The organism is Streptomyces sp. NPDC048411 (assembly GCF_040704695.1).
Lineage (GTDB): Bacteria > Actinomycetota > Actinomycetes > Streptomycetales > Streptomycetaceae > Streptomyces.
Genome location: NZ_JBEZKL010000074.1, coordinates 1 through 22058 on the forward strand (window position 1 = coordinate 1; position 22058 = coordinate 22058).

Consider the following 22058-nt stretch of genomic DNA (forward strand, 5'->3'; position numbering starts at 1 on the left):
CCCCGATGCCCGACACCGCACGCCGAGCGCACGCACCGACCACCGCTGCGCCCGCGCTTCGCGCGGACGACGGGGAACTCAGAACAGGCCCCGGGCGGGGATCAGAGGGCGAGCTTGAAGCCTTCGTGGCTGCGGGCGAAGCCCAGCGACTCGTAGAACCGGTGCGCGTCCGTGCGCCGCTTGCCGCTGGTCAGCTGCACCAGCCCACACCCCCGCAGCCGGGCCCGGTCGACGGCCTGCTTCATCAGCTCCCGACCCAGTCCGCCGCCCCGCCGGTCCGCCCTGATCCGTACCGCCTCGATCAGCGCCCGCTCCTCGCCATGCCTGCCGAGCCCCGGTATGTACGTCACCTGCAGGCAGCCCAGGACGGTGTCGCCGTCCACCAGTACCAGCATCTCGTTGCGCGGGTCGCTCCCGATGGCGGCGAAAGCCTTCTCGTACGCCTCGTCGACCACGACCGAGGCCGGGTCGACGACCCGCTCCTCGTCGGCGAGGAGCGCGAGGACCGCGGGCAGGTCGGGGCGGGTGGCGACGCGCAGGATCATGCCCCGGAGTCTGGCACGGGCGCCGGAGAGGTCGGTAGCCGGATGCCGGTGCGGCCGCGTGGCCGAGCGGCACGGTGTGCGCGGCCCCGGACACGCCGCTCGACAGGCGCCAGGGTGAGCCGGGGACCCGTGAAGCCGGCGGTTGACCTCAAGCGGACTTGATGTACCACGGTGGCCGTCAGCGGTGGACCGCAGGGGTGCGCCGGTGAGGAGGATCGCCGTGAGCGAGAGCGTGCAGTTCGTGTCCCGTCCCGACATCGCCCGCAACGACGTGGGCCTCGTCGAGGCCGGCACCTGGGACGTCGGCACCCCCGGGCGGCAGCAGGAGACCGTCGACGCCATCCGCAGCGCGTGGGGCAGCCGGGACTGGCCGCATCCGGGGCTGCTTGCGTACACCGTGCACGTGGGGGACGACGGAAGGACGCTGTTCCACTACGCGCAGTGGACCGGCGAGGACGCCCGGCAGGAGTTCGTCCGCAGCGGCCGGGACGCGCGCGACGCCGACATCGACGCGGCCGTGCCCGGGATCCGGCGGCTCGGGCCGCACACGTACGAGCTCTACCGCTCCGGCGTGCGGAAGGAGGGCGACCGTCGCGAGCCGGGGTGCATCGTGATCGTCGACGTCGAGTTCGACGGGCCGGACGCAGCGCGTCAACGGGACTGGGTGGACGGTGTGTTCGAGGCGCTCGGCACGGACCCGGCGCCGGCCCCCGGCGGGATGTCCGCGCATTTCCACGTGAGCGTCGACGGGGCCCGCGTACTCAACTACGCGGAGTGGGTCAGTGCGCAGGCGCACATCGATGCGCTCGGCGCTCCCGGGGACGGCGTCGGGTCGAGGACACCGCAGTGGGAGCGGGTGCAGTCCTATCCGGGGGTATCCGGCGGCGGCGTGCACCGCTACACACCCGCGCTCAGTCTGCGGGCCGACGGGTAGCGTGCCAGGCGGATACTGCCCTCGGCTCGCCGCCGTCCTTCTTGTCCTCGGAGGCGATGGAACGCCCCTGGTGCGCCGGGTCGCCTGCCGCCGGGTCCCTGCCGGCGTTTGGCGGGACGGCGCCGAGCGGTCCGGGACGGTGACCGGCGCGGGCGCCGGGGAGAGATCCATGCGCGTCAATCTCTTGGTTGTGTACGCGAGTTGTCAGGGCTCCACGGGCGGCCGCCCGCCGTCTGTTGCATGAACCAGGCGGCATCGGGCGAAAAGCGTCTACGCTTGGGCGGCCTGAGTCCGACCGGCACATGAGGGCGGGAGAAGGTGCGTCCCCGAGCCCCGTGACGCCGCCCCCATTGCCGGCCGGACTGAAACCCGTCGCCCGAGGAGAACCACCTGATGTCCGCAGAGCGCCCCACCCTGCCGCCGGTGCGGCTGCACACCGAGGCGGAGCTGGCACGGGACGCGCTCGTCGCGCCGCTGCTCGCCCGCGCAGTCCGGCTCGCCCGCTGGGCGGGACCGGAAACCCGGGTCGGCGCCGGTGGCGAGCTCGTCGAAGCACAGTTGCCCGCGGCGGCCGAGCACCTCGGGCTGGCGGCGGACGAGGACGGCGCGGCGGAGGCCAGTGAGGCGTGGCGGCTCGCGGTCGACACCGGGCTGCTCGACGTCCACGAACCGGAGGGCGACGCGGAGGGGGACGACGCGGAGGGGACCGTGTCCGCGGGCGAGAATCTGGGACTGCTGACCGGCGGCTCTCCGCAGGATGTCCTCGCGATCTGGCTCGACGGCCTGGAGGCCATGCACGCCGATGCCACCGCGCCCTTCTTCGACGACCTCGCCGACCTCGTCGGCGAGGACGGCTCGATCGACCTCGACGCCCTGGACTGGGACCCGGAGGCGGAAGCCGAGTTCCTCGACGGTGTGCTCGGCAACCTGTACCTGCTCACGGTCGGTGACGGCGGCGGCAGCGAGGCACCCGTCCCGCTGCCCGCGCTCGCCGCGTCGGTGATCGTGCCCGACGACATGGGCGAGCCCACCGACGACATTCTGGAGCAGGTGTCGGTGGCGATGATGCGCCTCGACGACCAGTTCCGGCTCCTCGAGCCGATCGGGCTCGTCACCTACCAGCCGGTGGACGAGGCGTTGCTCGTCGAGGAGGGCGACCCGGCGGAGCCGCCCGCCGACGACGAGGACGTCAGCCGGTACGGCATGGTGAAGCTGACCCCCCTCGGTCTGTACGGCATCCGGGTCCGGATGCTGGAAGCCGGTGTCGACGCCCCCGCGATCGGCGATCTCGCCGACAAGGACGCCGACGCGCTCCTCGGCGGCGTCGCGTACTACCCGGAGGCGGCGGCCCGCAGCGAGGTCGAGCAGTGGCTCGCCCGCCGCGGGGCGGACGGCGCCGCGGCCGAACTGCTGGACGCCGCTCGCGGCGCGGACCAGCAGGCCCCGCTCCGTCGGCTGCACTGCCAGCAGGCCCTCGCCCTGGTCGGCGCGGAGGCGGAGCCCGCGGTCCGCGCGGTGCTCGACGAGCCGGAACTGGGCGGCCTCGCCCGGGTCTGGCTCGCGGAGCACGGTGCGGCGGACGTGCCCCCGCCGCCGGAGTCGATGATCTTCTGGCTCGCCATCGACACGATTGCCGCGCAGCTGGAGGCGGCCGGCGACCTGGACGAGCTCCAAGGGCTGGTCGAAGGGCTGTCCGGCCAGCACAGCGGCTTCTTCGACCAGGCGTGGCGGGTGGAGCACCCCGCGACGGCGGACGTCCTGGAGGCGATGGGGCGGCTGCACGGCGACAAGAAGAAGGCGAAGGACGCCCGCAAGGCGGCGTTCAAGGCGCGGTCGCGGTCGGGCGGCTGAAGCGGGACACGGCGGCCGGGGCGGGCAGCTGAGGGAATGACGGCGGTAGGAACTCCGTGAAGGTTCACAAGAAGCGTGCCGTTCGAAGTCGCCGTCAGTTCAACTTCTATTAGCGCAGGGGCGGGAGCGTGACCCCGCAACCCACCCGCCCCAGCTGCTCCAGGAGTTCGTGATGCCCTTCACGCGCAGAGAATTCACCAAGCAGTCCGCCCTCACCGGCGCCGGCATCGCCCTGACGGGTACCGTCGCCGCCCTGGCCACCGCCCCCGGCGCCCTCGCCGCCGAGGATTCCCGCCAGGGCCACGACGACGACCCCGGTCACGGTCACCACGACGAGCCCGGCTACGGGCCGCTGGTCCCCGACCCGAAGGGCATACTCGCGCTTCCCGCCGGATTCTCGTACCGCATCATCACGCACAGCGGTGTCACCAAGCTGGAATCCGGCGAGTACACCCCCTCCAACCACGACGGCACGGCCACCTTCGAGGGCCCGCGCGGCGTCACCCTGCTGGTCAACAACCACGAGCTGAGCGGCACCCGGGCCGGCTGGGAGCACCCGGTCCCGCTCGCCGAGGGTCTCGTCTACGACCCGATCGCCGCCGGTGGCTGCACCGTGGTCGAGACCCGCCGCGACGGCCACACGGCCGAGTGGGTCGGCATCGCCGGCACGTCCACCAACTGCGCCGGTGGCGCCTCCCCGTGGGGCACCTGGCTCACCTGCGAGGAGACCGAGGACAGGGCCGGCAAGAACGGTCTGCTGAAGGACCACGGCTACGTCTTCGAGGTCGACCCGTACGACAAGCGCGCCAACCGCGACCCGCGTCCCATCAAGGCGTTCGGCCGGTACGCCCACGAGGCCGTCGTCATCGACCCGAAGCGCGGCCACGCCTACCTGACCGAGGACGCGGCCGGTCCCAACGGGCTGCTCTACCGCTGGGTCCCGCCGCACGGCTTCAAGCACGGCCGCGGCCAGCTGCGCACGCTCGCCGACGACGCCGGTGTCCTCCAGGCCACCAAGTGCTTCGACAGCAGCGGCCAGTTCGTCGACGACCTGTCCCGCGCCACAAAGATCGGCACCGTGTACGGCGTGGACTGGGTCGACGTCGTCGACCGTGACGCCAGGACCGTCTCCGTGCGCAAGCAGTTCGGCAACCAGGACGTCACCCGTGCCCGCAAGCTCGAAGGCATGTGGTGGGGCGACGGCGGCGCGTACATCGTCTCCTCGTTCGCCCGCGCGGAGAGCCCCGTCCAGCACGACGGCCAGGTCTGGTTCTACGACCCGAAGCGCCGCACGCTGACGCTGAAGGTGCTCCTCGGGGTGAACGCCGACCCGTCGAAGGACGGCGCGTTCGACGGCCCGGACAACATCACCGTCTCGCCGTACGGCGGTCTGGTCATCGCCGAGGACGGCGAGGGCATCCAGCACCTCTTCGGGGCGACCGAGAGCGGCCGTACGTACCCGATCGCGCGCAACGAGCTGAACGCGGGCACCGCTGAGAAGCCGGAGTACAGCGAGTTCACCGGGGTCACCTTCTCGCCTGACGGGAAGACGCTGTTCGCCAACATCCAGACGCCCGGCATCATGCTCGCCATCACCGGCCCGTGGAAGCGCCAGCCGAACTGACGCTGACACCTGGAGGCGGCGGTTCCGCCCGCCTCGAACCGCATCCTCACCGCCCACCGGGCGCTGATGGAGCTGCCGGTCGAGGAGCGGCGGGCCGCCGTGACCGCACCCGGCGGGGCCGACCGACTGCCGCGGCGCGCATGACGTGGGAGGCCCTCGCGGGATGGCTGCAGGGTGCGCTTCGGTGACCTCGGCGGCACCGACACCGCGGAGGCGGTGCGCCGGCACTTCCGGAAGCACGACCGGGTACTGATCGTCACGGACGAGCAGGCGTCGTTCTCTTACGCCGCGGATGCCTCCGCGGCCGTGCCGTCCGATGTGCCTGTTCACACCTGGAATCTGGCCGGATACCGGGTCGGTCACGCCCCGTCGGGAAGTGCGAACCGCCACACCTTCGGGGGGCTTTCGGACGCGGCATTCCGTATGGTGCCCCTGCTGGAGGCGGGCAGGGACGCCGACCGGCCCTGGAATCGCTGATGACGATTCCGGCATCAGTGCGCCCCCAGGAGTGGTCGGGCATGGCGTCGGGCGTTCCCAGGGCGCATACTCAAGGTAATGAAACAGTCAGCCGGATCCCGGCGTCACCTGCCTTCCAGTCCCTTCAACCGCCCGGCCCAGGCGGCCCCACCGGTCGAATTGTTCGATGTGGGCGACAGGGTGTCGCATGACCAGTTCGGACTCGGTCGAGTCCTTGCCGTCGAGGGCGACAACGACGCAGTGCTCATTGACTTCTCGGGGCGACAGGGGAGGATCCTGAGCCCGTACTCCAAGCTCACCAAGCTCTGACGGTCTCCCCCACGAGAGAGGCGGCGAGCACGCGCAGTGTCCGCTTCCCCGTCACGCTCTCCGGCTTCAGGGGCACCTGCACCCGCAGGTGCCCCTGAAGCCGTGCCGGGGGCTTTTCGCCGCCCTACAGCGCCTGGGCGGCGGGCTTGACCATGCCGCGGACGGTGCGCGACTTCACGAAGTCGCCCATCGCCGTCATTTCCCACTCGCCGGAGAACTGCTTGATCAGCTTCGCCATCATCACGCCGGTCTGCGGCTCGGCGCCGGTCAAGTCGAAGCGGACCAGCTCCTCACCGGTCGCCGCGTCGATCAGCCGGCAGTAGGCCTTGGCGACCTCGGTGAACTTCTGGCCGCTGAACGAATTGACCGTGAAGACCAGCCCGGTCGCCTCCGGGGGGATCCGGCCGAGGTCCACGACGATCACCTCGTCGTCGCCCGCGCCCTCGCCCGTGAGGTTGTCACCGGAGTGCTTGACCGCGCCGTTCAGGATGGAGAGCTTGCCGAAGTAGCAGCTGTCCAGGTGGTTCCGGTTGGGGCCGTAGGCGATCACCGAGGCGTCGAGGTCGATGTCCTTGCCGCGGAACGCGGGCTCCCAGCCGAGCCCCATCTTGACCTGCGAGAGCAGCGGGCGGCCGCCCTTGACCAGGGACACCGTCTGGTTCTTCTGGAGGCTGACCCGACCCTTGTCGAGGTTGATCCTGCCCGAGCCGGCGGGCGTCGGAGCGGCAGCGGGCGGCGCGGCCGGGACCGGGGGAGCGACGATCCGCGGGTCCACGGGGGCGGCGGCGGGCATCGGGGGTGCAACCGGGGCGGGCGGCGCGGCCGGCTCCTCCTCGACCGACACGCCGAAGTCCGTGGCGATGCCGGCCAGCCCGTTCGCATAGCCCTGGCCGACCGCGCGGGCCTTCCAGGCGCCGTTGCGGAGATAGACCTCGATGACCACGAGCGCCGTCTCGGCGCCCAGCCGGGGCGGGGTGAAGGTGGCGAGGACGCTGCCGTCGTCCGCGTTGCGCACGGTGGCGGTGGGCTCTATGCCCTGGAAGGTCTGGCCCGCCGCGTCCGGGCTGGCCGTGACGACGATCTTCTCGATGCCGGGCGGCACCGCGGCGGTGTCCACCACGATCGCGTCCGGCGCCGTGCCGCCGCCTGAGCGGTAGGTCACGCCCGGGCCCGTGGGCTGGTTGTAGAAGATGAAGTCGTCGTCGGAACGCACCTTGCCGTCGACGGTGAGCAGCAGGCCCGATACGTCGAGCCGCACCGGGGCGGCGACGTCCACCGCCACACGGGCGGCGGAGAGAGGGATGTTCGAGCCAGGTGTCATAGCGGTCATGCACGGGGTAACGAACGACCCCGCTTTGCCGTTCCCTTACCTTCGTCCGGGTTGGTTGCGGGGGTGGCTGCGGGCCGCCCGCTCGTTGCCGTGCTTGTACGCGCCGGTCCAGCGGGCCATCACCCGCTGGGCGCCGGACCGGTGGCTGTGCCCGTCCGCCGGCCCCGCCGGTCCGTGACCAGCAGGACCGCCGTCAGCAGGCCCGCCCCACCGATGAGTGGCAGCAGCACCCGGATGTCCAGCACCGCGACCAGCCCCGCGCCGAGCGCCAGCGCCAGCGCGTTCGGCGCCATCATCAGTGAGTTGGCGGTCGCGCTCGTACGGCCCGAAACGGCGTCCGGCGTCTCCCGCTGCACCGCGGTCATCGCGGCGATCAGCACACACGGCAGCCCCGCCCCGATCGCGACGCTCGCGACCAGCGCCACCGTGTCGTACGGCAGCGCCCGCACCCCCACCGCCAGCGCGAACAGGGCGATCCCGGCCGCGGTGAACACCCGCTCCGACAGGCGCCGCAGCAGCGGACCGGCCAGCAGCCCGACCGCGATCGACCCGCCGCCCTGCACCGCGTACAGCACACCCGCGTACGTGGGGGAGTGCCCGAGCCCGTCGTCGATGACGGCGTAGAGCGCGGCTCCGTTGAGCCCGGCGCACAGCATCGTCACCGCACCCGCCAGCACCAGCGGCCGCAGCACCGGTGACCCCCACACCTGCCGGATCCCCGCCGTCAGTTCGCCCCGCCGGTCCGTGCGGCCGGGCCGGGTCGGCTCCTGTACCCGCAGCAGTGCGTAGACCCCGGCGGCCAGGGCGAACGACGCCGCGTCGAGGAGTGCCACCGCGCCGCCGCCGAACCGCGCATAGAGCCCGGCGCCGGTCAGTGGCGCGAGGAGCTTCATGCCCTCGTTCGCGATCATCCGGAGTCCGTTGAAGTCGCCGAGCAGCCGGGGATCGACGGTGTGCGCGACGAGCGCCGACTCGGCCGCGTCCATCAGCACACCGCTCACCCCGTACAGCACGAGCACCGCGAAGAGGATCCAGATCCGCCCCGCCGAATCGATCGCGAGCAGCAAGGTGAGCAGCCCTGACATGGCGAGATTCGCCCAGATCAGCAAGGGTTTGCGGGGCACCCGGTCGGCGACCGCGCCGAGTGCGGGACCGGTCAGCACAGGAAGCCACATGGCGAACACGGCGAGCGCCGCCAGACTGTTCGACCCGGTGAGGGACTTGACCCAGATCCCACCGGTGAGCCACATCGCGGACGTCCCGAAGCCGGAGACCACCACCGCCGTCAGATACAGCCCGGCGTTGCGGTCCCGCAGCACCTTTCCGGCCGCCGACCCTGTCATGGCGCTCCCCGTACCTCGTCGACCTGCGGTTCCGTTACGGACTCAGGCTGGCGGCTAAGGACGAGCCGGGGCATCGGGCAGATGCCCTACACCGAGGTTGCCGGAAGTTCGCTGCCGCCCCCCGGTGACCGGGGGCGGCAGTCCGGGGCGCGCCCCGCCGCCGCTCCCTCCCCTGGCAGAGAGGCATCACCACCGTGTCTCTCACCCGCTGAACGACGGATCGTCAACAACCTTTCAAGAAAACAGCCGTTGCTCGTCCGCCGCCCCACGGATCCCCTCGGTGCACAGTGATCACATGGCTGCGGCAAGCGGTTAATATGCCGCCGTCGTGTCCATCGCACCACACCCGTCCGAGGGGATCCCGCGTTGCGTCACCCACTGCTTCCCGCCCTGTTCTGCACCGGGCTCGTCGCCGCCACCTGCCTGCTCACCGGCACGGCCGCGACCGCCGCCGCTCCCATCCCGTCCGCCGACCCCACCTCCTCCGCCGCCGAGGCGACTGCCCAGGCCACCGACATACGCGAACGGCTGGACCGGATACCGGGGCTCACGGTCGTCTCGCAGACCACCAAGGAGGGATTCCCCTACTACACCCTCACGCTGACCCAGCCGATCGACCACGAGCACCCCGACCGCGGCACGTTCGAGCAGCGCCTCACGCTCTGGCACAAGTCGGAGACCGCGCCGATGGTTCTCTACACGGGCGGCTACTCGCTCTCCAGCTCCACCCGCGAGATCACCAGGCTTCTCGACGCCAACCAGGTCAGTATCGAGCACCGCTACTTCAGCCAGTCCCGACCCGCGACGGTCGACTGGAACGACCTGAACGTCCAGCAGGAGGCGAGTGACGAACACGCAGTCGTCCAGGCCCTCAAGACGATCTACGGGGCCAAGTGGCTGGGCACGGGCGCGTCGAAGGGCGGGATGACGCAGGTCTACCACGAGCGCTTCTACCCGGACGACCTGGACGCCGTCGTCGCGTACGTCGCACCGAACGACGCCGCCAACAACGACGACAGCGGCTACGAGAAGTTCTTCGAGACCGTCGGCACCCCCGAATGCCGGGCCGCCCTGAACGCCGTGCAGCGCGAGATGCTGGTCCGGCGGGACCGGATGCTGCCCCGCTTCGAGGCCACCGCTGCGGAACAGGGCCTCACCTTCCAATACCTCGGATCGGCCGACCGGGCCTACGAGTTCTCCGTACTGGACCAGGTGTGGAACTTCTGGCAGAGCGGTACGTACGCCGACTGCCCGGCCATCCCCGACGCGAGTACCGCCACCGACGACGAGCTGTACACCTGGTCGCTGGGGCACGGACTCAGCCCGTACGCCGACCAGGGCAACGGCGCCGAGGGCAGCGGACCGTACTACCGGCAGGCCGCCGCCCAACTGGGCTGGGCCGACCTCAAGTTCAAGCATCTGGCCGACGTCCGGCACTACCCCGGCATCTATCAGCCCAACTCGGTGCTGCCCGCCGGCATGCGGGTCGGGTACGACGGGCGCACCATCAAGGACGTCGACCGCTGGGTCGCTACTCGCGGCGAGCGGATGATGTTCGTCTACGGACAGAACGACCCGTGGAGCGCCGAGCGGTTCAAGCCGAGCAAGCACGATTCGATGCTCTTCGAGGCACCGAACAGCAACCATGGCGCCCTGATCTCCAAGCTGAATCCCGCGGACCGGGCCGCCGCGGAGGCGACCGTGAAGCGGTGGGCGGGCCAGTGACGGCCCACCCACCGCGGCCGATCGGTGACCCCGGTCGGCCGTAGGTGGTGTCCGAGGCGGTGCAGCGGCAGTACGTGCCGCCGGGGCCGCTGCCCGTCTCGGCCGGCTCGACACCCGTGCTGTTGCCCGTGCAGCGGACGCACGGCTTGATGTGAAGTGGGGGAGCGTCGCGCTCCCCGAGGCCATGATCCGGATTCTGACAGCCGCAGCCGGCCCTTCGTGCCCGGCTTTCTCATCCCTTGAGCGCCGCCTTCATCATCTTCTGCGCGATCGGCGCCGCCAGCCCGTTGCCGCTGACCTCCGAGCGGGCCGAGCCCGAGTCCTCCACGACCACGGCGACTGCGACCTCCTTGCCGGTGGACTTCGACTTCGCGTACGAGGTGAACCAGGCGTACGGCGTGTTGCTGTTGCCCACACCGTTCTGCGCGGTGCCGGTCTTGCCACCGACCTCCGCCCCGTCGATCCGGGCGTTGGTGCCGGTCCCCTGCTCGACGACGGTGACCATCGCGCTGCGCATCTGCTCGGCGGTCGAGGCGGAGACGACCCGCTTCGTGTCGCCGTCCGCGAAGTCCTGCAGGGTGTTGCCCTTGGAGTCCGTCACCTTCGACACCATGTGCGGGGCCGCCAGCTCACCGCCGTTGGCGAGGGCCGAGGAGACCATGGCCATCTGCAGCGGGGTCGCGGTGACCTCGAACTGGCCGATGCCTGTCAGCGCCGTCTGGGCCTTGTCCATCCCCGACGGGTAGACGCTCTCCGAGGCGCGCACCGGGACATCCAGCTTCTGCGTGTTGAAGCCGAACTTCTCGGCCATCGCCCGCACCTTGTCCTGGCCGAGATCGGCGGCGGCCTTCGCGAAGACGTTGTTGCAGGAGTACTGGAGCGCCGTGCGCAGCGTGGCGTTCTGGCAGGGTGCGGACGCGCTCTCGTTCCTCAGGACCGTGGTGGTGCCGGGCAGTGTGTACGGGTCGGGGCTGACCGTGCGCTCGTCGACGGAGCTGTAGAGGCCGTTCTCCAGCGCGGCCGACGCCACCACCAGCTTGAATGTCGAACCGGGCGCCAGCGGCTGCCGCAGAGCACGGTTGACCAGTGGCTTGTCCTGGTCGGAGAGCAGCTTCTGCCACGCGTCGCCGTCGTTGGTCCCGCTGATCTTCGACGGGTCGTACGAGGGGGTGGAGACCATTCCCAGGATCTTCCCGGTCGCGGGGTCGAGCGCGACGGCCGCGCCCTTGTCGTTGCCGAGCGCCTCGTACGCCGCCTTCTGCACGGCCGGGTCGATCGTCGTCAGCACACTGCCGGGCGCGGTCTGCTTGCCCGTCACCACATCGACGGGGTTCTTCAGCCGGTCGTCCGTGCCGTCGAGCACATGGCTGTAGATCCCCTCGAGCTGGGTGGCGCCGTACGCCTGCGAGCTGTACCCGGTGACAGCGGAATAGAGTTCGCCCTGCGTGTACGTGCGCTTGTACGCGAGATCACTGCCCTGGGTCCTCTTCGATCCGGTGACCGGTGATCCGGCCACGATGATGTCACCGAGCGGCTGCGCGTACTGCGCGATGGTTTTCCGCCGGTTGTGGTCGTTGTCTGCGAGCGCCTTGGCCTGGTACGCCTGCACCCAGGTCGCCCGCACCAGCAGGGCGAGGACCAGCAGCAGGCAGAAGACCGCGGTGTGCCTGATTGTTCTATTCATCCCACAGGGGGGACGAGCGGCAGCGTCCGGCGCGTTCCCGTCTGTGCCGCTTCTCACCCATTCTTCATACTGCGCGCCACGGGGCTCGGGTCAGCCGGGCGTGATGAACCCCGACTCGTACGCCGTGATCACCGCCTGAGTGCGGTCCCGGGCTCCGGTCTTCGCCAGCACTGCCGCCACATGCGTCTTCGCCGTGGCAGGCCCCACCCGCAGCCGCTCCGCGATCTCCGCGTTGGTCAGCCCCGCCGCCATCAGCCGCAGCACGTCCGCCTCTCGTTCGGTGAGCCGGGCCACCCAGGGAGGTGCGGCGGACGCCTGCCGCCTGCCGTACTCGGCCGCCAGTCCCCGTACCGCCGACGGGAACAGCAGGGAGTCGCTGCGCGCGATCAGCCGCACCGCCTGGACCAGGTCCTCGGCCGCCGCGCGCTTCAGCAGGAAGCCCGCGGCTCCGGCGCGCAGGGCGTCGTACACATAGGAGTCGTTCTCGAAGGTGGTGACGACGACGATCCGCGGGGGCGCGTCGAGCGAGGCGAGGATCTGCTCGGTGGCGCGGATCCCGTCGATCTCCGGCATCCGTACGTCCATCAGCACCACATCGGGGCGCAGCTCCCGCACGACGGAGACGGCCTCGGCGCCGGTCGCCGCCTCGCCGACGACCCGCAGGCCGGGTTCGGCGTCGAGGATGGCGCGCAGGGCTGTGCGGACCATGCGTTCGTCGTCGGCGACCACGACGCGGATGTCGGTGTTCATCGCTTCTCCTGTGCGGGGATGTTCAGGGGCAGCCGGGCGGTCAGCCGCCACCTGTCGTCGTCGTGCGGTCCGGCCTCGGCGCGGCCGCCGAGCAGGACGGCTCGTTCGGTGATACCGCGCAGCCCGCGGCCGCCGCCGGGCCGCACCACCGGTGCCCGCCCGGACAGCGGGTTGTCCAGAGTGATCGCCAGCTCCTTGTCGCACACCGCGATCCGCAGCTCCACGGGTGCCGCCCGCCCGCCGTGCCGCAGCGCGTTGCTCAGCCCCTCCTGCACGATCCGGTACGCCTCACGGGACACGGCGGCGGGGACCGCGCCCGGATCGACCCGGGCGACGTACGACACGGGGACCCCGCAGCGGGCCAGCAGCCCGTCCAACGCGTCGAGCGCCGGTCCCGTAGGCCCGTCCTCCCCCTCGTCCCCCTGTCGCAACAGGCCCAGCACGGAGTCGAGTTCACCGACCGTGCGCCGGGTGGTCTCCTCGATCGCGGTCAACGCCTCGCGTACGAACTCCGGGTCGCTCTCCAGCACCCGGCGGGCCGCCCCCGCCTGGAGCGTCACGGCGCTGAGCGCGTGGCCGACCGAGTCGTGCAGCTCCCGGGCCAGCCGGTTGCGGACCGCCAGGTCGGCCGCCCGGCGTTCGGCGGCGGCCAGCCGGTCGTCGGGGGTCGGGCCCAGCAGCACCGGAGCGCGGCCGGCCAGCAGCGCCCCGGCCGCCGCCGCGCAGCCGGCCAGGGCGACCAGCATCGCAAGACCGGCGAACGGCGCCAGGGCCAGCACCCACGGCCGGGTCAGTGCCCGGGGCAGATCGAGCACCGCCGAGTTCCGCACGGAGGAGAAGAACGGCAGCGCCATCACGGTCACCGCGAAGGGTGTCAGCGCCAGCGTCATTCCGCTGATGACGGCGCCGAGCGCCAGATGCAGTGTGAACCAGCCCGCGGTCCGTACTCTCGCCTGCCGGGTCCTGGCCGGACCGTCGGCGAGCCGCTCCGCGGGGACACCGCACAGGGCGCGGACCGCGGCCACCGACAGCGGCCGGGCGAGTGGGAAGAGACCGGTGACCGCGGCCATCGGCAGGGCGTACGCGAACGCCGTCAGTTGCAGCGGCAGCGATGTGAAGGCGCTGCCGTCGCGGTTGTACATGCCGACGACCACGGTGCCGACCAGGAAGTGCGGCATCAGCAGCGCGCCGCCGATGATCAGATGCAGCCAGCGCAGCCGGGCCTGCCGGCCGAGAAGCAGGGTCACGCGGACGGCCCCGCCGGTTTCGTCGCCGCAGCGCGTTCCGCGAAGAAGTAGGCGCCCAGGGTGGCGACCAGGATCCCGACCAGCATCTGCACAGCGTAGGTGAGTTGCATCCCGGGCGCGGGCCGGTCGGCGATGTTGTCGAACGGGCCCAGCGCGGCGATGCACAGATAGCCGCCCCAGCAGCCCAGCACCCCGGAGCCGCCACAGGCCAGCGCGAGCGGCACCTTGAGGGCGAGCGCACCGCGGCGGCGGAGGGCGAGCAGCAGGACACCGGCGACGGTGACGGCCGTGAACACCGTGTAGACCGCTTCGAGGGCGTAGAAGTCGCTCGTACGGTCCGCGATCCGGGTCTCGTTCAGACCGGCGGTCGATCCGGTCGCCCAGAGGAGATGGACGGTGCCGGGCACGAGCGCGAGCAGTGCGGCCACGACCGCGGCGACCCGCAGCGCCGGTCCGGTCGGGCTCGGTGGCAGGTCGCTCAGCGTGCCCTGCCACAGATGACCCCAGCGTTCCCTGGCGTACAGGACGAACAGGGCGCCGAGGGTCAGGCCCTGGACGATGAAGCCGGTGTAGACGACGCCGAAGACCCACTCGTCGAGGAAGGGGTGCCCGTCCCCGCCGGACCCGGCGGTCGTCCCGCCGAGCGCCTTCACCAGCAGCTGCAGCGGGAAGCCGGTCATGATCGGAAGCAGCAGCCCGGTCGCCACCCACATCGGCACGGTGAGCAGCCAGGCCGGGACCCGTCGTCCCCATGCCTGGGTGAGCAGCAGGGCGAGGACGACGACCGTGCAGTCCAGCAGCACCGAGGCACCGTTGGCGACGAGCATCGCGGTGCGGTGGTCGAGCAGCGTGCTGCCGGCGGGGATGCCGACGTGACTGCCCGCGATCCAGGCCGCCTTGAGCGAGATGTACGGCAGGCAGGAGGCGATCGCCAGGGTGCGGAGCACGGTGCGGGCCCGGCCGGTGGGCGCGGGCGGCGCCGGTGTGGTCCGGGTGGCGGGCACCGTCGGTGTCTGTGTCATGACATCCACGTTCGCGCGCCCCGTCCGCCCGCACGTCCTGCCCGGTGACGATCCGTCTCCGCCGCGCGGCGGAGACGGCCCTCCCCCGCCGCTCACGGCCTCCCCCGCGATAGGGAGTGGGCTCCCGACGCCCTGTGATCCATTCCCTATCGCGGGGGAGGCCGTCAGCCCAGGGTGAAGAGCAGTTCGTCGGTCAGCTCGCCGCGGGCGTGCGCGAAGCCCCGGTCCTTGCCCGTGACGGTGAAGCCGCACTTCCGCAGCACCCGCACCGAACCGGCGTTGTCGGCCGCCGCCCGGGCATGCAACGGCCGTTCCGGTACGGCGTCCAGCAGCGCCCGGAGCGCGGCGGTCGCGAACCCCCGGCCCCAGTGCGGCCGGTCGATCCAGTAGGTGACCTGCCGGTCGCCCTCGGACCCGTACACCCCGGCGTTGCCCACCACCTTGCCGTCGGTGAGCACTGTCCGCATCACCACGGTGCGACTGTCCAGGATCCGCGCCCAGTGGGCCTCGAACGCGGGCCGGTCGTCAGGGTCCTCACTGGTGAACGCGGCTGTCCGGACCGACTCCGGATCGGACATGTACGCGAAGAAGAGCGGCAGATCGCTGTCGCGCACCTCACGCAGCGTGACCTCGGGCGCGCCCACGGGTCAGAGCCTTCGGGTGGCGAGCGTCAGCCGGTCCCGCGCGTCGAACAGCGCGTCCTTGACCATCTGCTCGTGCGCCGGGCTGAGCCGGGCGACCGGCACCGAGCAGCTGATCGCGTCGCGCGCCGGGGTGCGGTACGGGATCGCGACGCCGAAGCAGCGCAGCCCCAGGGTGTTCTCCTCGCGGTCCACGGCGTACCCCTGCTCGCGGATGAGGTGCAGTTCCTCGATCAGCTTCTCGCGATCGGTGAGGGTGTGCTTGGTCAGTGCGGGCAGTGTCTCCGGCAGCATCGTGCGGACCTGCTCGTCGCTGTGGGTGGCCAGCAGCGCCTTGCCGAGCGAGGTGGAGTGGGCGGGCAGTCGGCGGCCGACGCGGGCGAAGGGGCGCAGATGGTGCTGGGACTGGCGGGTGGCGAGGTAGACCACGTTCGTACCGTCGAGACGGGCGAGGTGGATGGTCTCCGTGGTGTCGTCGGAGAGCCGGTCGAGCGTCGGGCGGGCGGCCGCGACGACCTCGTCGCCGTCGATGTACGAGGTGCCGACCAGCAGCGCCCGGACGCCGATGCCGTACCGGGTCCCTGTCGCGTCGGTCTCCACCCAGCCCAGCTCGACCAGGGTGCGCAGCAGCATGTAGAGGCTCGACTTGGGGTAGCCGACGGCCTCCTGCACGGCCGCCAGCGAATGCATGCCGGGGCGCCCGGCGAAGTACTCGAGCAGCTCCACCGTCCGTACCGCGGACTTGACCTGTGCCCCGCCTGATTCGGCAACCGACATCGCCCTCGCCCCTTCCAGCACACTTCTTGCCAACACCGAACGCCGGGAAATAAAGTCCCCGCATATTCACGATCAGGAACTGTGTTCAGAATACCGAACAACTTCTGATGTGTGGCAGAGGCCGAAAGGAAACACGGTGGCAGCAGCACCAGTCTGGAGCGTCGACCCCCGCACCGGTAACCCGCGTGAGCAGGTTGCCGTGGAGGCTACGGCGGAGGAGGTCGACCGTGCGGTCCGGAGCGCACATGCCGTACGCGATGCGCTCGCCGACCGCACCGTACGCGCCGCATTCCTGCGTACCGTGGCGGATCTGCTCACCGAGGCCGGGGAGCACGTCATCGAGGCCGCCGACGCCGAGACCGCGCTCGGCCCGGCCCGGCTCACCGGTGAACTCGCCCGCACCGCCGCCCAGTTGCGCGCGTTCGCCGAGGTCGTCGACGAGGGCGCCTTCCTCGACATCCACATCGACCACGCGGACGCCACCCGAACCCCGCCGTGGCCGGACCTGCGCCGCTACAAGATCCCGCTCGGCGTCGTCGCCGTCTACGCGGCCAGCAACTTCCCGCTCGCCTTCTCCGTCCCCGGCGGCGACACCGCCAGTGCCCTGGCGGCCGGCTGCCCGGTCGTCGTCAAGGCACACCCGGACCACCCCGCCACCTCGGAGCTCTGCGCCTCCGTGCTGCGCCGGGCCGCCGCGAAGGTCGGGCTGCCCGAGGACGTACTGACCCTGGTGCACGGATTCGAGGCGGGCGTCGAGCTGATCAAGCACCCGCTCGTGGCCGCTGCCGGGTTCACCGGCTCCATCCGCGGAGGGCGGGCGCTGTTCGACGCCGCGGCCGCCCGGCCGGCCCCGATCCCGTTCCACGGCGAGCTCGGCTCCCTCAACCCCGTCGTCGTCACCGAGGCGGCCGCTGCCGAGCGCGGCGAGCAGATCGGTGCCGGGCTCGCGGGCTCGATGACCCTGGGCGCGGGCCAGTTCTGCACCAAGCCCGGCTTCGTCCTGGCACCCGCCGGCGAGACCGGCGACCGGCTGCTGAAGGCGCTGACCGACGCGGTCAGCGACAGCGAGGCCGCGGTCATGCTCGACCACCGGATGCGGGACGCCTTCGTCGCAGGCGTACGCGAACGGGCCGAACTCCCTGACGTGGACGCCCCGGTCACCCCCGGCGCGGGCGGCGACCACACCGTCTCCGCCGGCTTCCTGACCGTTCCGGCAGAGCTGCTCACCACCGAAGGGCCGCACGACGCGCTCCTGGAGGAATGCTTCGGCCCGGTCACCGTCGTCGCCCGCTACGCCTCCGAGGACGAGATCACCGCCGTCCTCTCCCGGCTCCCGGGCAACCTCACCGCCACCCTCCAGATCGCCACGGAGGGCGCCGACGCCGACGCCCCCGGACTCCTCGCGGCCCTCACCCCCCTGGCCGGCCGGGTGCTCGTCAACGGATGGCCGACCGGAGTCGCCGTCGCCCCCGCCCAGCACCACGGCGGCCCTTACCCGGCCACCACCTCCACCTCCACGTCGGTCGGCGCCACCGCGATCGAGCGGTGGCTGCGCCCGGTCAGCTACCAGACGACCCCGGAGGCCCTGCTGCCGCCGGAGCTGCGCGAGGACAACCCGCTGGGCCTGCCGCGCCGCGTCGACGGGCGTCGCGTGTGACGGCGGCTTTCGGCTGAGCGCCCGGGTGAAGGGTCGCCGCTGTGTTGCCGCGGTCCGGGGGGGGTTCTGTCCTCAAGCGCCGGACGGGCTGGGGGTGTGCGTCTGGTTCCTGGTGGTGTCGTCGCCTTGTCGGGTGGGTGGTGGTCCGGGGCCCCTCCGGGGTGTCTCCTCGGGCGACGAACGTTCGGCGGGTACGCGGGGGAGCCCGGGTCTTTGTTCGTCGCCCTGCGGGGACTCCCCTGCACGGCCCCGGACCGGCCGTCCCGCGGGTGCGGCAATGCGTTCCACCGGGTCGCAGACGCGGGTGATGCGGGTGGGGCCGTGCAGGGGAGTCCCCGCAGGGGCTGGCGTACGTGCCGGGTTCGTCCGCGTTGCCGGCTTCCGCGCCAGTCCCGAGGAGACGCCCCGGAGGGGCCCCACCCACCCCACCACCGGACCGTGCGGCGGCGCCCCCGTTGCCGGACAGCACACCCCCAGCCCGTCCGGCGAGGACGGAACCGGTCACCCCGGACCGGCGCAACCACGGGCCGCCCGGTGGCGTCCCTCCCCGCATGATCAGAACCGCCACACCCGCCGATCTCGACGCCATCGTCCAGCTGCACACCGAGGCCCGCGCCACCTACTACCGGGGGCACCTTCCGGAGGAGGAGTACGCGGGCGCCGCGGAGATCGGGCGCAGCCGCGGCGGTTGGTCCCGTGCGATAGACCGCCCCGACGCCACCGTGCTCTGCGCTGAACGGGACGGGAGCCTCGCCGGCATCGCCGCCTACGCCGTACGCGACGGCGACATGACGCTCACGCAGCTCCATGTCGCGCCGGCCCACTGGCGTACGGGAATCGGCACCGCACTCCACACCGCCTGCGTCGACGCCTGGCAGCGGGCCGGAGTGGACCGCGCCCGCCTGGAGGTCTTCGTGCACAACACCCGTGCCCAGGCCTTCTACGTCCGGCACGGCTGGACCCCCGACCCCGCGCACCCGCGCCACGGCACCCATCTGGCGCTGCGCCTCGTGGTCGGCCCCCGACCGCGGGAATGACCGGGTCCGTGCGGACGTTCACCAGGGGCGCGGAGGGTGCCTCCGTGCTCCCGTGGGCAACCCGCGGTCCGCCCCGACATCCTGGAGAGAAGAAGAGTCATGCGCGTCGAGATCTGGAGCGACATCGCCTGCCCCTGGTGCTACATCGGCAAGGCCAGGTTCGAGAAGGGCCTGGCGGGGTTCGCCCATCGCGACGAGGTCGAGGTCGTGCACCGGTCCTTCGAGCTCGACCCGGGCCGGGCCAAGGGCGACACCGCGCAGGTGATCGACATGCTGGCGCAGAAGTACGGGCGTACGCGTGAGGAAGCGCAGGCCATGGAGGCGAACGTCGCGGCCAACGCGCAGTCCGAGGGGCTCGGCTATCTGACCGAGGGACGTGACCACGGCAACACCTTCGACATCCACCGGCTGCTCCACTTCGCCAAGGCCCGCGGCCGCCAGGACGAGCTGCTGACGATTGCCTACCGGGCGAACTTCGCCGAGGAGCGGTCCGTCTTCGACGCCGAGGTGCTGGTCGAGCTGGCCGCCGAGGCCGGACTCGACGCCGACGAGGCGCGTGCGGTGCTCGCCGACCCGGAGGCGTATGCGGCCGAGGTGCGGGCCGATGAGCAGGAGGCGTCCGAGCTGGGCGCCAACGCCGTGCCGTTCTTCGTGCTCGACCGGCGGTACGGGATCTCCGGCGGCCAGCCCGCCGAGGTCTTCGCGCAGGCGCTGGAGCAGGCGTGGAAGGACCGTCCGCTGACCGCGATCGGCTCGGACGCGGCGGCCTGCGACGCCGACGGGGCGTGCGAGGTCCCGCAGTCCGGCGGACAGAGCTGACCCCGCACCCCGCGGCCAGCCGCACACATAAGCGTTGCTTGGGGATTCCCCTTAACTTTTCGCAATTGACGATGAGTTGAGGGGAATCCAGGGTGGACGCATGGAGATCTCCTCGCTCACCCAGACGGTAGACGCCGAGTTTGCGCCCAAGTCCACGTATCTCAACACCTCCAGCTGCGGGCTGCTGCCCCGCCGCACCGTCGAGGCGGTGAAGGCCCTCGTCGACGAGAACGCCGCGGGCGCCGTTCCCGGCGGGGGAAGCTTCGAGGCCGTCGACCGGGCGCGGGCCCGGTTCGCCGGGCTCGTCGGCGTCGGCGCCGACCGGGTCGCCACCGGCAGCTCGGTCGCCGTGCATGTCGGTCTGATCGCGGCCTCGCTGGCGCCGGGCGCCGAAGTGCTGGTTCCCGAGGGGGAGTTCAGCTCGGTCGTCGGCCCGTTCGCAGCCCGCGGGGATCTGCGGATGCGGTACGTCCCGCTGGACGGCATGGCCGAGGCGGTGCGGCCCACGACCTCGCTGGTCGCCCTCTCCTCCGTACAGTCTGCCGACGGCCGCCTCGCCGACCTCGACGCGGTCCGGGCGGCGGCCGCCGCGCACGGAGCCCGGGTGCTGCTCGACGCCACCCAGTCCGCGGGCTGGCTGCCGCTGGACGCCGGGGCGTACGACTACACCGTCACCGGCGGCTTCAAGTTCCTGCTCTGCCCGCGCGGTACGTCGTTCCTCACGGTCACCGAGGAGGCGCAGGAGACCCTGCCGCCTCTCTACGCGGGCATGATGGCCGCCGAGGACCGCTGGGGCAGCGTCTACGGTCCGGTCGAGCGGCTCGCCGGCACCGCGCGCCGCTTCGACGAGGCGCCCGCCTTCCTCGCGTACCACGGCGCCGAGCACTCCCTCGCGCTGCTGGCCGAGATCGGCATCGATGCCGTGCACGCCCACAACACCGCGCTCGCCGCCCGGTTCCGTTCCGGACTGGCCGGGATCGGTCACGAGCCGGTGCCCGGCCGGACCGCGATCGTCGCCGTGCCGGGGCTCGGCAGCCGGGAGTCCGCGCTGGCGCGGGCCGGGATCACGGTCTCGGACCGGGCCGGGAATCTGCGGGCGGCGTTCCACCTCTACAACACGCAGGCCGATGTGGACCGCGCGCTGGAGGTGCTGGCGGGCTGACTGTCCCGGCCCGCAGCGCCGATCCGGTCCCACGGCTGCCGGATCGTGGTCGGCTCCGGCCGAGCCGGTTCAGGCCGTTAGGAAGCGGGCGCGTCCAGCGGCGCGCTCCGCCACTTCCACGAACTGACGCGCTCACGCCCGGGCAGCTCGGCGCGACCAGTGGACCAGAGCAGTACGGTCCACCGGTCGGCGTCGTCCGGGGCGTCCGGGAACAGCCGGGCCAGTACGCGGTCGCACAGATCGGCGGGCGGCGCCCAGGAGATGTCCAGGCCCCGAACGACATCGTGCGTATGCACCAGGGTCTCCACGATTCCCATCGCGGCGAAGCCCTCCGGGTCCGAGATCCCGTACGCGTGGTACGAGCGGACATCCGCCAGGGTGGTCCGTACCATCGCCGTCAGCAGCGCCCCGCTCGCCTCCAGGGTCTGCAGCAGGCCGACTGCCCCGGCATCGGGGTTGGCGAAGATCGCGTTGGCCGGACCGCCCTTGCGGTCGGCTCCCCAGCGGTACGGCACCTCGCGGTCCAGCGGCGGCTTCTTCGGGCCCAACTGCGCTGCGTACGCGAAGAGATCGTCGTTCAGATGCTCCACGGTCTCCCAGGAGTCCCATTCCAGCGTTCCGGCGGGCGCCCGCCAGTGGTCCTCCGGAACCTCACGGAGCGCGGCGAGCGAGAGATGGACCGCGGTGGTCACGTCGTCCGCGGTGACCGGCAGCCGGGTCGCGGTCAGCGTGGCCTTTTCCGCGGCGCTGCACTCCACACAGAACTCATTGCCCTCGGGGTCGGCGAGCGTCGCCCAGCCCCGGCCGTTCGGCTTGCGGTGGTCGCCGACGAGAGTGGCGCCGAGGGCGAGCAGCCGCTCGACCTCCTCGTCACGGGTACGGTCCTGCGGCTGGATGTCCAGGTGGACGCGGTTCTTGCCGGCCTTGGGCTCGGGCACCGAAATGAACAGCAGTGCGGCGCCGGGGGTCTCGACGAGTGCCTCGGGATCACCGGGCCGGTCGTCGTCGGACAGCTGCGCACCGAGCACCTCGGCCCAGAAACTGCCGAGCTTGTAGGCGTCGGCGCAGTCGATGGTGACGTGTCGTACGAGTGAAGTCATGGCCTCACTCTCGCTGCTGCCGGA

At 71.8% G+C, this 22058-nt stretch carries 19 protein-coding genes and 2 pseudogenes; 10 read left to right on the forward strand and 11 right to left on the reverse strand.

Annotated features, from left to right (window positions below):
• Nucleotides 1-101 precede the first annotated feature (101 nt).
• Nucleotides 102-545, reverse strand: a complete 444-nt coding sequence (locus AB0915_RS24125) for a GNAT family N-acetyltransferase (RefSeq protein ID WP_366693048.1) — start codon at nt 543-545, stop codon at nt 102-104.
• Between the two features lie 220 nt (nt 546-765).
• Here AB0915_RS24125 and AB0915_RS24130 point away from each other — a divergent pair, with 220 nt between their 5' ends.
• The 5 genes and pseudogenes from AB0915_RS24130 (at nt 766) to AB0915_RS24150 (ending at nt 5740) form a co-directional block, all read left to right on the forward strand.
• Nucleotides 766-1479 (forward strand): antibiotic biosynthesis monooxygenase, encoded by a 714-nt coding sequence (locus AB0915_RS24130; RefSeq protein ID WP_366693049.1) that lies wholly within the window; start codon nt 766-768, stop codon nt 1477-1479.
• Nucleotides 1480-1872: 393 nt separating this feature from the next.
• Nucleotides 1873-3330, forward strand: coding sequence for a hypothetical protein (locus AB0915_RS24135; protein WP_366693050.1), 1458 nt, complete (start codon nt 1873-1875; stop codon nt 3328-3330).
• A 172-nt stretch (nt 3331-3502) separates the two neighbouring features.
• On the forward strand, nt 3503-4954 hold the full coding sequence (locus AB0915_RS24140; protein WP_366693051.1) for an alkaline phosphatase PhoX: 1452 nt from the start codon (nt 3503-3505) through the stop codon (nt 4952-4954).
• 12 nt (nt 4955-4966) lie between these two features.
• Nucleotides 4967-5431, forward strand: a pseudogene (locus tag AB0915_RS24145) (hypothetical protein); the annotation flags it as partial.
• A 78-nt stretch (nt 5432-5509) separates the two neighbouring features.
• Nucleotides 5510-5740 (forward strand): hypothetical protein, encoded by a 231-nt coding sequence (locus AB0915_RS24150; protein ID WP_037711258.1) that lies wholly within the window; start codon nt 5510-5512, stop codon nt 5738-5740.
• 124 nt (nt 5741-5864) lie between these two features.
• Here the strand turns inward: AB0915_RS24150 and AB0915_RS24155 are convergent, their stop codons facing one another.
• Together AB0915_RS24155 and AB0915_RS24160 are read right to left on the reverse strand one after the other, a co-directional pair.
• Complete coding sequence (locus tag AB0915_RS24155; RefSeq protein ID WP_366693052.1) at nt 5865-7070, reverse strand: TerD family protein; 1206 nt, start codon at nt 7068-7070, stop codon at nt 5865-5867.
• Between the two features lie 119 nt (nt 7071-7189).
• Nucleotides 7190-8413, reverse strand: a complete 1224-nt coding sequence (locus AB0915_RS24160) for an MFS transporter (protein WP_366693053.1) — start codon at nt 8411-8413, stop codon at nt 7190-7192.
• 366 nt (nt 8414-8779) lie between these two features.
• On the opposite strand from AB0915_RS24160, the gene AB0915_RS24165 reads away from it, so the two are divergent.
• Complete coding sequence (locus AB0915_RS24165; protein ID WP_366693054.1) at nt 8780-10138, forward strand: S28 family serine protease; 1359 nt, start codon at nt 8780-8782, stop codon at nt 10136-10138.
• 40 nt (nt 10139-10178) lie between these two features.
• On the opposite strand, the pseudogene AB0915_RS24170 reads toward AB0915_RS24165, so the two are convergent.
• The 7 genes and pseudogenes from AB0915_RS24170 to AB0915_RS24200 all read right to left on the reverse strand — a co-directional run.
• Nucleotides 10179-10289: pseudogene (locus tag AB0915_RS24170) on the reverse strand (pectate lyase); the annotation flags it as partial.
• Nucleotides 10290-10370: 81 nt separating this feature from the next.
• A complete protein-coding gene (locus tag AB0915_RS24175) occupies nt 10371-11822 on the reverse strand; it encodes a penicillin-binding transpeptidase domain-containing protein (RefSeq protein WP_366693055.1) in 1452 nt (483 codons plus the stop codon).
• A gap of 90 nt (nt 11823-11912) precedes the next feature.
• A complete protein-coding gene (locus AB0915_RS24180; protein ID WP_366693056.1) occupies nt 11913-12572 on the reverse strand; it encodes a response regulator transcription factor in 660 nt (219 codons plus the stop codon).
• Nucleotides 12569-13819 carry a histidine kinase gene (locus tag AB0915_RS24185; protein ID WP_366693057.1) on the reverse strand — a complete coding sequence of 417 codons (1251 nt, stop codon included), beginning with the start codon at nt 13817-13819 and terminating at the stop codon, nt 12569-12571. The genes AB0915_RS24180 and AB0915_RS24185 overlap by 4 nt, the downstream gene beginning before the upstream one ends.
• A complete protein-coding gene (locus AB0915_RS24190) occupies nt 13816-14841 on the reverse strand; it encodes a hypothetical protein (protein WP_366693058.1) in 1026 nt (341 codons plus the stop codon). The genes AB0915_RS24185 and AB0915_RS24190 overlap by 4 nt, the downstream gene beginning before the upstream one ends.
• A gap of 164 nt (nt 14842-15005) precedes the next feature.
• The gene (locus AB0915_RS24195) at nt 15006-15485 is read right to left on the reverse strand and encodes a GNAT family N-acetyltransferase (protein ID WP_366693059.1); all 480 of its coding nucleotides are present in this window, start codon (nt 15483-15485) and stop codon (nt 15006-15008) included.
• A gap of 3 nt (nt 15486-15488) precedes the next feature.
• Nucleotides 15489-16259, reverse strand: coding sequence for an IclR family transcriptional regulator (locus tag AB0915_RS24200; RefSeq protein ID WP_366693060.1), 771 nt, complete (start codon nt 16257-16259; stop codon nt 15489-15491).
• Between the two features lie 136 nt (nt 16260-16395).
• Between AB0915_RS24200 and AB0915_RS24205 the strand changes: the two genes are divergently transcribed.
• From AB0915_RS24205 to AB0915_RS24220, 4 genes are all read left to right on the forward strand, one after another.
• Nucleotides 16396-17916 carry an aldehyde dehydrogenase (NADP(+)) gene (locus AB0915_RS24205; RefSeq protein WP_366693061.1) on the forward strand — a complete coding sequence of 507 codons (1521 nt, stop codon included), beginning with the start codon at nt 16396-16398 and terminating at the stop codon, nt 17914-17916.
• 551 nt (nt 17917-18467) lie between these two features.
• Complete coding sequence (locus AB0915_RS24210; protein WP_366693062.1) at nt 18468-18953, forward strand: GNAT family N-acetyltransferase; 486 nt, start codon at nt 18468-18470, stop codon at nt 18951-18953.
• Nucleotides 18954-19052: 99 nt separating this feature from the next.
• Complete coding sequence (locus tag AB0915_RS24215; protein ID WP_366693063.1) at nt 19053-19772, forward strand: DsbA family oxidoreductase; 720 nt, start codon at nt 19053-19055, stop codon at nt 19770-19772.
• A gap of 100 nt (nt 19773-19872) precedes the next feature.
• A complete protein-coding gene (locus AB0915_RS24220; protein ID WP_366693064.1) occupies nt 19873-20934 on the forward strand; it encodes an aminotransferase class V-fold PLP-dependent enzyme in 1062 nt (353 codons plus the stop codon).
• A gap of 77 nt (nt 20935-21011) precedes the next feature.
• Here AB0915_RS24220 and AB0915_RS24225 read toward each other — a convergent pair whose 3' ends face one another.
• Nucleotides 21012-22034, reverse strand: coding sequence for a VOC family protein (locus tag AB0915_RS24225; protein WP_366693065.1), 1023 nt, complete (start codon nt 22032-22034; stop codon nt 21012-21014).
• Nucleotides 22035-22058 lie beyond the last annotated feature (24 nt).